This window comes from Azospirillum thiophilum (assembly GCF_001305595.1).
Classification (GTDB): Bacteria; Pseudomonadota; Alphaproteobacteria; order Azospirillales; family Azospirillaceae; genus Azospirillum; species Azospirillum thiophilum.
Genome location: NZ_CP012406.1, coordinates 467,474 through 480,672, shown reverse-complemented (window position 1 = coordinate 480,672; position 13,199 = coordinate 467,474). Strand labels below are relative to the sequence as shown.

At 67.5% G+C, this 13,199-nt stretch carries 12 protein-coding genes; 4 read left to right on the top strand and 8 right to left on the bottom strand.

The features are described from left to right. Positions 1 to 18: 18 nt before the first annotated feature. Complete coding sequence (locus AL072_RS30500; RefSeq protein WP_045585201.1) at positions 19 to 1,368, bottom strand: CitMHS family transporter; 1,350 nt, start codon at positions 1,366 to 1,368, stop codon at positions 19 to 21. 228 nt (positions 1,369 to 1,596) lie between these two features. On the opposite strand from AL072_RS30500, the gene AL072_RS30495 reads away from it, so the two are divergent. Together AL072_RS30495 and AL072_RS30490 are read left to right on the top strand one after the other, a co-directional pair. Then, the gene (locus AL072_RS30495) at positions 1,597 to 2,523 is read left to right on the top strand and encodes a LysR family transcriptional regulator (protein WP_045585200.1); all 927 of its coding nucleotides are present in this window, start codon (positions 1,597 to 1,599) and stop codon (positions 2,521 to 2,523) included. A gap of 171 nt (positions 2,524 to 2,694) precedes the next feature. Beyond that, complete coding sequence (locus AL072_RS30490) at positions 2,695 to 4,179, top strand: L-lactate permease (protein ID WP_045585199.1); 1,485 nt, start codon at positions 2,695 to 2,697, stop codon at positions 4,177 to 4,179. Between the two features lie 135 nt (positions 4,180 to 4,314). Here the strand turns inward: AL072_RS30490 and AL072_RS30485 are convergent, their stop codons facing one another. The 3 genes from AL072_RS30485 to AL072_RS30480 all read right to left on the bottom strand — a co-directional run bounded on the left by AL072_RS30485 (position 4,315) and on the right by AL072_RS30480 (position 7,159). Next, entirely contained in the window at positions 4,315 to 6,120 is a 1,806-nt protein-coding gene (locus tag AL072_RS30485; protein WP_045585198.1) for a carbon starvation CstA family protein, read from the bottom strand. Positions 6,121 to 6,415: 295 nt separating this feature from the next. After that, positions 6,416 to 6,571: a hypothetical protein gene (locus AL072_RS35050; protein ID WP_158511114.1), complete on the bottom strand. Its 156-nt coding sequence runs from the start codon at positions 6,569 to 6,571 to the stop codon at positions 6,416 to 6,418. Between the two features lie 81 nt (positions 6,572 to 6,652). Continuing rightward, positions 6,653 to 7,159, bottom strand: coding sequence for a hypothetical protein (locus AL072_RS30480; protein ID WP_045585197.1), 507 nt, complete (start codon positions 7,157 to 7,159; stop codon positions 6,653 to 6,655). A gap of 290 nt (positions 7,160 to 7,449) precedes the next feature. Here AL072_RS30480 and AL072_RS30475 point away from each other — a divergent pair, with 290 nt between their 5' ends. Next, the gene (locus tag AL072_RS30475) at positions 7,450 to 7,653 is read left to right on the top strand and encodes a YbdD/YjiX family protein (RefSeq protein WP_045585196.1); all 204 of its coding nucleotides are present in this window, start codon (positions 7,450 to 7,452) and stop codon (positions 7,651 to 7,653) included. Here AL072_RS30475 and AL072_RS30470 read toward each other — a convergent pair. Further along, positions 7,601 to 8,551, bottom strand: a complete 951-nt coding sequence (locus tag AL072_RS30470; RefSeq protein WP_052710368.1) for a YihY/virulence factor BrkB family protein — start codon at positions 8,549 to 8,551, stop codon at positions 7,601 to 7,603. The two genes, AL072_RS30475 and AL072_RS30470, sit on opposite strands and share 53 nt — an antisense overlap. 264 nt (positions 8,552 to 8,815) lie before the next feature. On the opposite strand from AL072_RS30470, the gene AL072_RS30465 reads away from it, so the two are divergent. After that, a complete protein-coding gene (locus AL072_RS30465; protein WP_245637060.1) occupies positions 8,816 to 9,520 on the top strand; it encodes an aspartate/glutamate racemase family protein in 705 nt (234 codons plus the stop codon). 20 nt (positions 9,521 to 9,540) lie between these two features. Here AL072_RS30465 and btsR read toward each other — a convergent pair whose 3' ends face one another. The 3 genes from btsR to AL072_RS30450 all read right to left on the bottom strand — a co-directional run bounded on the left by btsR (position 9,541) and on the right by AL072_RS30450 (position 12,966). Continuing rightward, the gene (gene btsR, locus AL072_RS30460; protein ID WP_045585195.1) at positions 9,541 to 10,263 is read right to left on the bottom strand and encodes a two-component system response regulator BtsR; all 723 of its coding nucleotides are present in this window, start codon (positions 10,261 to 10,263) and stop codon (positions 9,541 to 9,543) included. A 40-nt stretch (positions 10,264 to 10,303) separates the two neighbouring features. Next, positions 10,304 to 12,001, bottom strand: coding sequence for a sensor histidine kinase (locus AL072_RS30455; protein WP_045585194.1), 1,698 nt, complete (start codon positions 11,999 to 12,001; stop codon positions 10,304 to 10,306). 146 nt (positions 12,002 to 12,147) lie between these two features. After that, positions 12,148 to 12,966, bottom strand: a complete 819-nt coding sequence (locus AL072_RS30450) for a polysaccharide deacetylase family protein (protein ID WP_045585193.1) — start codon at positions 12,964 to 12,966, stop codon at positions 12,148 to 12,150. Positions 12,967 to 13,199: the final 233 nt, after the last annotated feature.

The following is a 13,199-nucleotide window of genomic DNA, read 5'->3' as shown; positions in this document are numbered from 1 at the left end:
CTTGCGGATGCCCGGAGGTCAGAACGGAATGACGCCCAGGACCGCAGCGGTGACGGTCATCACCACCGACGCCGCGAAGAGGAAGGGAATGGAGAATTTCTGGTGTTCGCCGAGGCCGATGCCGCACAGCCCGACGACCAGGAAGGTGGCGGGGGTCAGCGGGCTGACCGGGAATCCGACGGTCATCTGGCCCAGCACGGAGGCCTGCGCGATCTGGATCGGATCGCCGCCCAGCGTCTTGTAGACCTCCGCGATCACCGGCATCATGCCGAAATAATAGGAGTCCGGGTCGAACAGCAGGCTCAGCGGCATCGACAGGATGCCCAGCGCGAAGGGGATGTGCTGCGCCATGTCGGGCGGGACGAAGGCCACGGCGGATTGCGCCATGGCGCTCAGCATCTTGGTGCCGCCCATGATGCCGGTGAAGACGCCGGCGGCCAACAGGATGCTCGCCATCATCAGCGCCGCCTTGGCATGCGCGTCGACGCGGTCCTTCTGCATCTTGACGTCGGGGTAGTTGATCATCAGCGCCAGCACGGTGCCGATCATGAACATCACCACCGGGTCGACCGCCCCCTCGATCATCACGCCCATGATGAAGAGGGTGAGCGCCAGATTGACCCAGAACAGCTTCGGCCGGCGGATCTTTTGCTGTTCGGGCGTCAGCACCCGCGGCGCCGGTCCCGCCGCGGCGGCACTGCCTGCACCCATGGCGCCAACCGAGCGCGCCTCGCCGGGGGTGAGTGCCGCGACCGACAGGCCGAGGCGGCGTTCCTCGCGCTTGCCGAGCAGATAGGCGACCGCGAAGATGAAGACCAGCCCGACACCCTGCACCGCGATCAGCGGATTGAAGATGTCCGTCACCGGCACCTTCAGCGCCGCGGCCGAGCGGATCATCGGCCCGGTCCAGGGCAGGAAATTGACGCCCGCCGCCATCGACACGCACAGCGCCAGGATGCGCTTGTCCATGCCGAGCCGCTCATAGAGCGGCAGCATCGCCGGAATGGTGACGAGGAAGCAGACCGCGCCCGACCCGTCGAGATGGATCAGCAGCGCCAGCAGCGTCGTGCCGACGGTGATGCGGGCCGGCTTGGTGCCGACCAGCCGCAGGATGCGGTCGATGATCGGGTCCATCATCCCGGCATCGGTGACGACGCCGAAGAAGATGATGGCGAAGACGAACATGCCGGCGGTCGGCGCGATGGCGCGGATGCCGTCGATGATGAACTTGCTCGTGCCGAAGCCGAAGCCGCCGATCAGAGCCGCGATGATCGGTATGGCGATCAGCGCCACCAGGGGCGACATCCGGTTGGACATGATGACCACCAGCAGCACGACGATGGTGGCCAGACCGAGTATGGCAAGCATGGGACCTCCGCTAACCTTGATGTTCTTATTGTTTTCTTCTTGGGCGGACGCATTTTCGCCCCTGATCGGCAAGCCGCTCCCGTTGCCGGACCGTGTCCGGTTTCCTCAAGCGGTTCCGTCTCTGTCCGATGGCAGCGTCCGTGATTGACATGGTACGAACCGCCAATCAGATTAGAGAAATGAATTTGTTGGATTACGGTATTCCGTTTTTTTTATGGGATTTCGGCCATGCTGCAAGGGGTCAGGCACATCAAGGCTTTCGTCGCGGTGGCCCGCCTGGGCAGCTTCACCCGCGCCGCCGCCGAGGTGAATGTGTCGCAGCCGGCACTGACCGTGCAGATCCGCCAGCTCGAAGAGTCGCTCGGCGTCCGCCTGTTCGACCGCAACAAGCGACAGGTCGTGCTGACCCAGGCCGGCCGCGACCTGCTCCCGGCGCTCCAGCGCGTGCTGAGCGAGCTGGAGGCGGTGATGGATGCCGGCCACGATCTGGCCGGGCTGCGGCGCGGCTCGGTATCGGTGGCGACCCTGCCGTCGGTCGCCGCCGGCCTGCTGCCGCTCGCCATCCGCCGCTTCGCCGCCGATCATCCCAACATCGACGTGAAGGTCAGCGACGTCGTCGCCGAGCGGATCATCCAGCTGGTCAAGGCGGAGGAGGTGGATTTCGGCATCGGCAGCCGGGTCGGGCCGGACCGCGACGTCGAGGTGATCGATTTCCTGTCCGACCGCATGTGCGCCTTCTTCCCCGTCGACCATCCCCTGGCCGGACGGCGGCCGCTGCTGCTGAAGGAGGTTGCGGCCTTCCCGCTGATCCTCACCGCCCGCGGCACCAGCGTCCGTTCCCTGCTGGAGCGGGTGTTGGAAAAGGAGGGGCTGGAGATCGGGCTTGCCTGCGAAGCCAACTACATGTCGACGGCAGTCGGCATGGTGCGTGCCGGGCTGGGGATATCGGTGCTGCCCGAATCCGCGGTCGATTCCGCCAACTGCGACGGCATCGCCGTCGAGCCGATCCGCACGCCGGGGCTGGTGCGCCGGATCGGCTTCATCCGCAAGGCGAACCGCTCGCTGTCGCCGGCCGCCGAGCGCTTCACCCAGCTGCTGACCGAGGTTGCGGGCCTGAACCCGCCCCACTTCTCCAGCCTGCCGCCGCGGCCCTGATGCACATCCCCCGATCTGCGCGGCAGAGGCATTCGGCCCAAACGCGCGACAGGAATGCTTGGCCGGAATGCAGGCACGCCATGATTGCACTGCTCAAGATATACTAGTATCCGGATACTCCGGCCGCGCCCTGCGCCGTCCTCCTTCCTTACGTGGCAGTCCTTTCCGATCATGGCCCTCGCCTTCCACATGATGCCGCTCTTCGGCACGATCCTCCTGCTCGCCTCCCGCCGCGTCAGCCTGCTGAATGCCGGACTGGTCGGCATGGCGTTGGCGCTCGCCACGCTGATCGCGGTCCAGCCGTCGTTCGACACGGCGCTCGGGGTGGCGGCAGTCAAGGCGGGCGAAGGGGCGTGGCTGGCGTGGCATGCGATGTCGATCATCGCCGCCGGCCTGCTGTTCCACCGCGCCTTCGAGGCGCGTGGCCTGGATGCCGCCGCCGTCCCGCAGGAGAACCGGCGCCGCGCCGTCTTGGTCGCCTGCTTCCTGGTCGGCCCCTTCGCCGAATCGGTGACCGGCTTCGGCGTCGGGCTGGTGGTCGCCCTTGCCATGCTGCGGCCCATGCGGCTGCCGCCGGTCCATGCTGCCGCGCTCGGCCTGTTCAGCCAGGTGCTGGCCCCCTGGGGGGCGATGGGCGTCGGCACCCGGGTCGGGGCCGAGCTGGTCGGCGTGTCCTTCGCCGAGCTTGGAACGGCGAGCGCCCTGCTGATGGCGGTCGTGCTGCCCTGCCTGCTGCCGGTGTTCTGGGGCCTGATCCACGCGGCGGGGCTGCGCTCCACCCTGCGGGACCGGGCGGCCGACCTTGCGCTGGTCCTGGTGCTGGCCGCGCTGATCTGGGCGACCAACCGGTTCGTCGCGCCGGAACTGGGCGGCGGGCTGGCGACGGGCATCCTGCTGGTGCTGGTGGAAGGGCCGCGGCTGCTGCGCGGCAATGCCGACCTCCGCGGCCTGTTCGCCCGGCTGTGGCCCTATGTCATGCTGGTCGGCGCCCTGATGGCGACGCGGCTGCTGCCGCCGCTGTCCGACTGGACCGGGCGCTGGCTGGTGCTCGACCCGTTCGGCGGGCTCGCCCCGCTGGCCGTGCTGCGCCATCCGGCGACATGGCTGGTGGTGATCGCCGCCATCCTGCTCGCCCGGCTGCCCCAGGGGAAAACCGCCCCGCAGGCCGGCCCCCATGCTGCCGAGGTCGCCAGCGGCGCCCTTCGCGCCGCCCTGGTGCCGATGGCGGCGACGCTGGTCTTCGTCGAGTTCGCCGCCTTCATGGCCGCGTCCGGCGGCGCGGCGATGTTCGGTCAGGCGTGGCGGGAGGTGGCCGGGCATTTCGCCGTGCTGGCGACGCCGGTGTTCGGCGGGGCGGCGGGAATGCTGACTGGCTCCAACACCGCGTCGAACGCCCTGATGATGCACATCCAGCTGAGCCTCGCCGCCGGAAGCGGCCTGCCGCCGATCCTGACCGCGGCGATCCAGACGGTTGCCGGCAGCATCTGCACCATGCTGAACCCCGGCCGCATCGTGCTCGCCGCCGGCCTCGTCGGGCTGGAGAAGGCGGAAGGATCGATCTACCGGCTGGCCTTGCCGATCGGGCTGGCCTCCGTCCTCTCCCTGCTCGCGGTCGTCGTCGTGGCTGCCGGCCTGATGGCGTGGCAGGCGGTGTAACCGCCCTCCCCCGCCCACCCCACTCCCCCGGCAGACCGGGATCCGGACAAAACGAAGCGGGCCATGTGGGACGTCCCACATGGCCCGCTTCCTGATTTCACCTCCCCCAGCCAGGGGATCGGGGAAACCGGACCCTTACTCGGCCGGGGTGGCCATCATCGGAGCCATGGCGGCGCGGGCCTGGAACAGCTCCCGCCACTTCTTCAGCGCGGCGACCAGGATCACGAAGCCCAGCACCAGCATGATGATCGAGATGCCGGCGTTGAAGGGGTTGTAGCCCTTGGCCGCCTTGTTCAGGTAGACGTTGGCGATCATCCAGTAGCCGGCGACGTTCACGGTGACGAACAGGTAGGCCAGCGGGATCAGGCAGGTCAGCATGTAGACCCGCTTCTGCGCCAGCCGCAGGATGATGGTCGCGCCGATGATCAGGCCGACCGAGGCCATCAGCTGGTTCGACACACCGAACAGCGCCCAGACCGAGTTGATGTCGCCCGAGGTCAGCAGATACCCCCAGGCCAGGCAGGCCAGCACGCTGGCGAGGATCGAGCCGGGGACCCAGTCGAGCCGCTTCATCGGGGCATAGACGTCGCCGAGCAGGTCCTGCAGCAGGTAGCGGGCGACGCGGGTGCCGCTGTCGACGGCGGTCAGGATGAACACCGCCTCGAACATGACGACGAACTGGAAGAAGTAGGAGGCGAGGTTGCCGAACCACGGAACGCGGGTGAAGATCTCGGTCATGCCGACCGCGAGCGTCACCGCACCGCCGGTGCGGCCGTAGAGATCGAGGCCGATCTCCTGGCTCAGCCGCGGCAGGTCGACGACGCTCATGCCCAGGGCCTGGAAGGCGGCCGGCGCGGAGTTGATGGCGAAATAATCGGCCGGGTGCAGCGAGGTGGCGGCGATCAGCGCCATGACGCCGACCACGCATTCCGCCAGCATGCCGCCGAAGGCCACCGGACGGATGTCGCTCCACTTGTCGATCAGCTTCGGCGTGGTGCCCGAACCGATGAAGGCATGGAAGCCGGAGATGGCGCCGCAGGCGATGGTGATCGAGATGAAGGGCCAGACCGGGCCGTTCAGCACCGGGCCGCCGCCATGGATAAAGTCGGTCAGGGCCGGGAAGCGGATTTCCGGGTTGATGAAGACGACGCCGACGACCAGCGCACCGAACACGCCGATCTTCATGAAGCTCGACAGGTAGCCGCGCGGGGTCAGCAGCATCCACACCGGCAGGGCGGTGGCGAAGAAGGCATAGACCGGCAGGGCGATCGCCACGGTTTCGGCATGCAGCGTCAGCCACTCGCCGACCATCGTTCCCTGGATGTAGGGGCCGGCGAAGACCGAGGCGGCGATGGCGGCGATGCCGACCTGGGTGGCGCCCTTGGACGAGCCGGTGACCCGCTCATAGAGGCCGAGCGCGATGGCGATCGGGATCGTCATGAACACCGCGAAGGTGCCCCAGGCGTTGCGTTCCAGCGCATGGACGACGACCATCGACAGGCCGGCCATGGTGATGGTGATGATGAACAGCATCGCCAGACCGGTACACCAGCCGGCCACCGGGCCGAGCTCGGCCTTGGCGACTTCGGAAAGCGACTGGCCCTTGTGCTTCATCGAGGCGAACAGCACGACCGTGTCATGCACGGCGCCGCCGATGACGCAGCCGATCAGCAGCCACAGGAAGCTCGGCAGATAGCCGAACTGGGCGGCCAGCACCGGGCCCACCAGCGGGCCGGCGGCGGCGATCGCCGCGAAATGCTGACCCGCATTCACCCACTTCTTGGTGGGCACATAGTTCTTCCCGTCGGCCAGGATATGGGACGGGGTGACTTCCGAATCGTCGGCACGGAGAACCTTGCGCACGAAGAACACGCCGTAAAAGCGGTAGCAGAGCGCAAGAATGCAGAGTGTCGCGATCACAAAGGTTAGGGCGTGATCCATGACGGCTCTCCTGAATAAGGACCTGCCGAAAGGTCTAGGCCGTTCCCGGATGCCCGTGGGGTGGAATGCCGCGAGCGGCAGCCAGGACGTGGCGAGCGGCAGCCGGCGGGGGGCGAGCGGCGCCGCTCAAGCCGCGATGGGCGCCCGCTCCAGGTTGTTGCTCGTCGGGAGTCGGCCCTGCCCTCCCGGCAGCGTCGATTTGCCTGGAGTTTGCCTGCTTCGGACGCACAATAAAAAAAGGCCGGGAGCGTTGGTGCTCACCGGCCTTCCAATCCAGGATGGGATAAAACCGCGTTTACTTGCCGAGCCGCTCACGCAGACGCTGGAACGCCTCACGGGAGGATTGCCGCATCGCAGCCGACAGATCTTCGGGAAGCCGGCCGTCATGAGCAGCGACGAAATCCATGAGGCTCTGCGGAGCCTCCTGGGGCTTTCGCTGTGCTGTGGCCATCTCCGCCTCCTTCTCGGTTACAAGCCAAGTTGTAGTCCTGTGGGATTGATACCACACACAACGCTCCAAGGGTAGGGAGGTTCACACAGGTTCGCGGGTGATCGTCCTTTCTGGTGATCGCCGGCGGTTGTGCCCCCAGTGCCAACGCAAATCGTCAGCCTGATAGATGCAGGACTGCGGATAACCGTGGCTCTCCAGGAAACAGATCGTGGCCTTGAACCGCTCGGGCAGTTCGTTCAGCGGCATCGGTTCCTCGGTCTTGCAAATGATCGTCTGTGGCTGAAGACGGTCGAGAAGACGCTTCGTTCCCTCGTGAAAAAGATCGAGGACAGCCAGCTTCACGTCGAAATGGTAAGTCGCCTTCGCCTTCTTGCGATCAAAGACCATCCAGTCGGTGTCCAGGTCCAGGTCGTAGACATAGATGCCATGAACCAGTTCGTGCCGTCCGTCGCCCATGTCCTGCAAGCCGGCTGCTGCGGAGATGTTCCATTGCAGATCGAGATCCATCGAGATGTCGGTCACACACATATTGTACGGACCGGAATCGACGAAACGGAATTCGTAGGGAGGCGGGATGGAAATCAGCACAGCACACTCCCATCGGTTGCGCTTTCTCCGATTCACTTACCTCATTCGACTGCTTTAAGGGGAGAAAACAATTTCTCACACCAATGTTGCTGAAATACCATACCGCCGATACGCGGGGCATATCGACGATCTGAACCGGCGGGGGGCGAGCGGCGCCGCTCAAGCCGCGATGGGCGCCGTTCGTCCGCTCCAGGCCGCCGCTCGCCGGGAATCGGCCCCTTCCCTGCCCCGGCGGCGCTAGTGTGGGACGTCCCACATCGCCGACACCGCTTCACCCGGAGGCCGCTCCCATGACCACACAACCCGCCCCCTGCCCCCGCACGCCGCTGCGCAAGGCACTGTCCAACCTGCGCCGGCTGTTCAACGACGATTCCTACGACCGCTACCGCGAGGCCCAGGCCCGCCTCGCCCCCGACGAGCCGCCGCTAGACCGCCGGGCCTTCAAGGCGCGCCAGATCCTGATGACGCTTGGGCGCGGCTGCTGCGGCCGGTAGCAGAAGGGTGGCCGGCGGCGTGGCCCACCGCCGGGGGATGCGACCGGCTGCCGCTGCGTTCCGAATAGGCGCGGGTCAGTTCCGCCCCGAACAAGAAGATGACGGCCGAATAATAGACCCACAGCAGGATCAGCACGAAGGACCCGGCGGCGCCATAGACCGTCACCACGCCGCTGGTGGCGATGTAGAAGCCGATCAGCAGCTTCCCCACTGCGAACAGGAATGCATTGGCCGCCGCCCCCAGCCAGACGTCGGTCCAGCGGATGCGGGTGTCGGGCAGGATGCGGTAGATCATCGCGAACAGGCCGGTCAGCACGGTCCAGGACGTCAACATGTCGAGCAACCACAGCAGCGACGGCATCGCCGGCAGATAGCCACCCGCCCACCCGGCCGCCCAACTGCCGACCGCCGCCAGGGCCGCGCTGACCACCAGCGAGACGATCAGCAGGAAGCCGATGGCGCCGATCAGCGCCAGTGCCTTCAGGCGCACCCGCACCAGCCAGGTGATGGTCGATTCCTGCGGCGCCTCCACCTTCCAGATCCGGTTCAGCGCGGTCTGGAGTTCGACGAAGACGGTGGTGGCGCCGACGACGATGGTGCAGAGGCCGACGATGCTCGCCAGGATGCCGGTGTCGCGGTTGCCGGCCCGCGCGATCAGATCCTGCACCGTCTGCCCGGCATCCCGTCCGATCAGCGTCGACAGCTGATCGACCAGCGCGCCCCGCGCCGCCTCGTCGCCGAACACCAGCCCGGCGAGCGCGATGACCAAGATCGCCAGCGGCGCCAGCGAAAAGATGGTGTAGAAGGCGATCGACGCGGCCATGCTCATGGCGTCATGGTCGATCCAGCCATAGGCCGCATCGACTACGATGCCCCATCCCCGCCGCAAGGCTCCCATCGCCGCCTCCCCTCCGGTCCATGACGTTACGGTCCGTGGCTGGGATAACGCCCGGCGCGGCCATTCGGTCATGGCCGCCGGCCAGGGGGAACAAATTTGCCGCCTGCGCCTACCCGTCCTCGCCGGTCCATGATAGGAATTGGCCCTCCACCCCGTCGGCCGTTGCCGGCCGACGGGGTGGAGATGAAACAATGGAACGGAACGCCGGACACTGTTTCACCCGGTTTCAAACGTTCCATTCAACCCAGGACGGGAGCGCAACCGGTGTCGCAGAAGGTGATCGGCCTGATCGGGGGCATGAGCTGGGAAAGCTCGGCCGAATATTACCGCATCGTCAACGAGCAGGTCCGCGACCGGCTGGGCGGCCTGCGCTCGGCGCGCTGCATGATGTGGTCCTTCGACTTCGCCGAGATCGAGGCGTTGCAGCATGCCGGCCGCTGGGACGACGCCACCGCCCTGATGGTCGACGCCGCCCGCCGGCTGGAGCGCGGCGGCGCCGATTTCCTGCTGATCTGCACCAACACCATGCACCGGATGGCGGCCGACGTGCAGGCCGCCGTCGGCATTCCCCTGCTGCATATCGCCGATCCCACCGCCGACCGCATCCGCGCCGCCGGCCTGCGCCGGGTCGGGCTGCTCGGCACCGCCTTCACCATGGAACAGGACTTCTACAAGGGCAGGCTGGCCGACCGGCACGGGCTGGAGGTGTTGATCCCGGAGGAGGCCGACCGCGCCACCGTCCACCGCATCATCTATGACGAGCTGGTCCAGGGCCGCGTCGAGCCCGCCTCCCGCCAGGCCTACCGCGAGGTCATCGCCCGTCTGGTCGAGCGTGGGGCCGAGGCGGTCATCCTCGGCTGCACCGAGATCATGCTGCTGGTCGGGGCGGAGGACAGCGCCGCTCCCCTCTTCGACACCACGGCGATCCATGCCGAGGCCGCGGTGGAGCTGGCGACCGCCGGCATGTGATGGCCGGGATGTGACGGTGCTCAGCCCATCCCCAGCCGTTCCTTCAGCGCGCCCAGGAAGCGCCGGCTGACCGGAACGCCGTGCCCGCCGGTGGTGAGGATTTCCGCCAGCCCGCCATCGGCGAAGCGGATTTCCCGGATGCGGTCCGGATTGACCAGATGCTGGCGGTGGCAGCGGAACAGCGGGCTCTTTTCCTGCAGGGTATGCAGCGTCAGCTCGGTGAAGCGCTCCTGCCCGTCCTCTCCCACCACATAGACGCCGGCCGGGCGGGAAACCACATACTCGACGTCGGCCAGCTTCATCAGGGTGATGCGGTTGACGCCGGTGCAGGGGATGTGGCGCAGCTCGGCCGCTCCCGGCAGGACGCGGACATCCTGCTGCGGGGCCTGCTGCCGGCGCAGCCGCTGCAGGGTCTTCTCCAGCCGCGCCGGGTCGGCCGGCTTCAGCAGGTAGTCGAAGGCATGCTCCTCGAAGGCCTGGACGGCATACTCGTCATGGGCGGTCAGGAAGACGATGCGCGGCATGCGCTCGGGGTCGAGCATCCCCAGCATCTCCAGCCCGCTGACCCGCGGCATCTGGATGTCGAGGAAGACCACGTCGGGCGCCTGCCGGTTGATGGCGCCGATCGCCTCGATGGCGTTGGCGCATTCCCCGGCGATGCGGATGTCGGCGGATTCCTCCAGCATCCGGCGCAGCTCCTCGCGCGCCAGCGGCTCGTCGTCGACGATCAGGACGGTCATCATGGCAGGGGGCATCAGGGTCGGGCCATCATGGGTGGAGCCATCATGCGGGTACGGTTTCTTCCAGGGGCAGGCGCAGGGTGACGCGGGTGGACCGGTCGGGATCGCAGGCGACCGTGACGCCGAAGGCTTCACCGTAGCGGTTGCGGATGCGGCGGTCGACGATGGTCATCCCCAGCCCGTCGCCGCCCGGCTTCGCCTCGTAGAGGCCTGCATTGTCCTCCACCGACAGCAGCAGGTCGCCGCCCTCGCGCCGGGCTGCGATACGGACCTCCCCGTCGCCCAGAAGCTGGGCGGTGCCGTGCTTGATGGCGTTCTCGACCAGCGGCTGGAGCGAGAAGGCCGGCAGCCGGGCATGGCGCAGCTCGTCCGGCACGTCGATCTCCACCTTCAGCCGGCCGGTGAAGCGGGCCAGCTCGATCTGCAGATAGGCGCTGACATGCTCGATCTCGTCGTTCAGCGTCGCGGTTTCGCTGGGCCGCTTCAGGTTCTTGCGGAAGAAGGTCGACAGGTTCTGCACCAGCTGGCGCGCCCGTTCCGGGTCGTTGCGGATGACGGCGGAGATGGTGTTCAGCGCGTTGAACAGGAAATGCGGGTTGACCTGCGCATGCAGCAGCTTGATCTCCGACTGGGCGAGCAGGGCCTTCTGCTGTTCGTAGCGGCCGGCCAGGATCTGGTTGGACAGCAGCCGGGCGACACCTTCGCCGAGCGTGCGGTTGATGGTGGAGAAGATCTTGGTCTTCGGCTCGTACAGTTTGATGGTGCCGATCACCCCGCCATCCTCGCCGACCAGCGGGATGACCAGCGCCGCCCCCAGCCGGCAGGTCGGGCTGATCGAACAGCGGTAGGCCACCTCGTTGCCGTCGGCATAGATGACCTGGTTGTTGGCGATCGCCTGATGGGTCTGGCGCGAGCTGATCGGCGTGCCGGGCAGATGATGGTCGTCGCCGATGCCGATGAAGGCCAGCAGCTTCTCGCGGTCGGTGATGGCGACGGCGCCGACGCCGGTCTCCTCATAGATGATGCGGGCGACGCGGGTGCTGTTGGCGCTGTTGAAGCCGCCGCGCAGCACGCCGTCGCAGCGGGCGGCGATCTTCAGCGCCTTGGCGGAGAAGGCACTGGACTGCTTCTCGTCCAGCACGCGGCGCTCCAGCAGGATGCGCATGAACAGCGCCGCCCCCAGCGTGTTGGCGACGATCATCGGCGCCGCCACCACCTCGACCAGATGCACCGCCGCCTCGAACGGCCGGGCGACCGCCAGGATGATCAACATCTGGACCACCTCGGCGACGAAGGTGACCGCACCGACGCGCAGCGGGTTGAACAGCGGTTCGATCCGCCCCTGGCGCACCATGTGGCGATGGACCAGCCCGCCGATCAGCCCCTCCGCCATGGTCGAGATGGCGCAGGCCAGCGCCGACATGCCGCCCAGCGAATAGCGGTGCATCCCGCCGGTCAGCCCCACCGCCAGCCCGACCGACGGCCCGCCGAAGATGCCGCCCAGCACCGCGCCGATGGCGCGGGTGTTGGCGATGCTGTCGTCGATGTGGAGACCGAAATAGGTTCCCATGATGCAGAAGATCGAGAAGATCACATAGCAGGCCAGCTTGTGCGGCCAGCGCACCGTCACATGGGTCAGCGGCAGGAACAGCGGCGTCCGGCTCAGCAGATAGGCGATCACCAGATAGACGCACATCTGCTGGAGCAGCGAGAGGATCAGGGTGATGGGCTCGACTGGCATGGCGGCATTCCCGGCAGCGGCCCCGGCAACGGCTGTGGAAACGACTGCGGAGATCGGGCCGGCGCTCGCCCGTATCCTACATCAGCCCGCCGCCGCCTTCGATGGGACATCCTTGCATCCCTGGTCGGGACTTCCACGCCCGGCCGTTACCGCCGCGGGGCAGGGTGGTGCAGGAGGGCCAGCGACGGGCTGACCGCTTGGCGCATCGCCGCGTCCCATTCGCTCATGGTGACGAAGCGGTAGCCCCGGCGCCCGCCCTCCTCCAGGATCGCCGGCAGCGCCGCGACCGAGGCTGCCTTGGTGCTGTGCATCAGGACGACGGCGCCGGGGGCCAGCCGCTCGGTCACCCGGCGGCGGATGATATCGGTTCCGGTGTCCTTCCAGTCCTGGCTGTCGGCGGTCCACAGCACCGTCGCCATGCCGTGGTGGCGGGCCAGCGCCGCCAGCGCGTCGTCGACATCGCCATAGGGTGGCCGGAACCAGGCTGCCCGCACCCCGACCGAGGCCAGCGCCGCCTCCGCCTGGGCCAAATTCCATTCCCGCTGTGCCGGCGGCAGGTCGGTGGTCATCGGGTGGGTCTGGGTGTGGCTGCCGACCTCGTTGCCGGACGCGGCGACCAGCCGGGCGACGTCGCGGTGCGCCGGGATCTTGGCGCCGATGTAGAAGAAGGTCGCCTTGGCCCCATGCTCGCGCAGGATGTCGAGGATGCGCGCGTCGTTGTCGTCCGGCCCGTCATCGATGGTCAGCGCCACCACATGGGTCTCCGGCCGGCGGAGATCGACGTCGCCGAGCGCCAAGTCCGATCCGGGGATCAGATGCCGGGTCTCGAAGGGCGCCGCGCCATGGGTGGCGGCATAGCTGCGCTGCCCGGCGAGGGCGGAGGCCGACAGAAGCGGGCAGGGCAGGGCGAGCAGCGAGGCCGCCAGCCCGAGCGGCAGGACGGCACGGCGGAAGAGACTGATCATCGACGGCACACGCGAAAGATCGGGCCAGCACTCCCCGAACGGGGTAGGCCGGACGGAGCGCGAGCTTTGCGCCGGCCATCGGCCACGGACAAGCGGTTTCTCGGAAACTCAGCGAGGCTGGAAGCGCGCCTGGGTTCCCTCCCCCGCCCAGCTATCGCACAAAGCTATGCTTTGTGCTGACGCGACAGGCGGACCATAGGTCCGCTGAGAGCGGGGGAGGGTCAGGGTGGGGG

What these genes read in the sequence shown, in the direction of transcription:
- AL072_RS30485 (WP_045585198.1), bottom strand. Translation starts at nt 6,120, where the DNA reads ATGGATCACGCCCTAACCTTTGTGATCGCGACACTCTGCATTCTTGCG.
- btsR (WP_045585195.1), bottom strand. Translation starts at nt 10,263, where the DNA reads ATGATGACCGTCCTGATCGTCGACGACGAGCCGCTGGCGCGCGAGGAG.
- AL072_RS30470 (WP_052710368.1), bottom strand. Translation starts at nt 8,551, where the DNA reads ATGGGAGCCTTGCGGCGGGGATGGGGCATCGTAGTCGATGCGGCCTAT.
- AL072_RS30475 (WP_045585196.1), top strand. Translation starts at nt 7,450, where the DNA reads ATGACCACACAACCCGCCCCCTGCCCCCGCACGCCGCTGCGCAAGGCA.
- AL072_RS30490 (WP_045585199.1), top strand. Translation starts at nt 2,695, where the DNA reads ATGGCCCTCGCCTTCCACATGATGCCGCTCTTCGGCACGATCCTCCTG.
- AL072_RS30495 (WP_045585200.1), top strand. Translation starts at nt 1,597, where the DNA reads ATGCTGCAAGGGGTCAGGCACATCAAGGCTTTCGTCGCGGTGGCCCGC.
- AL072_RS30500 (WP_045585201.1), bottom strand. Translation starts at nt 1,368, where the DNA reads ATGCTTGCCATACTCGGTCTGGCCACCATCGTCGTGCTGCTGGTGGTC.
- AL072_RS35050 (WP_158511114.1), bottom strand. Translation starts at nt 6,571, where the DNA reads ATGGCCACAGCACAGCGAAAGCCCCAGGAGGCTCCGCAGAGCCTCATG.
- AL072_RS30450 (WP_045585193.1), bottom strand. Translation starts at nt 12,966, where the DNA reads ATGATCAGTCTCTTCCGCCGTGCCGTCCTGCCGCTCGGGCTGGCGGCC.
- AL072_RS30455 (WP_045585194.1), bottom strand. Translation starts at nt 12,001, where the DNA reads ATGCCAGTCGAGCCCATCACCCTGATCCTCTCGCTGCTCCAGCAGATG.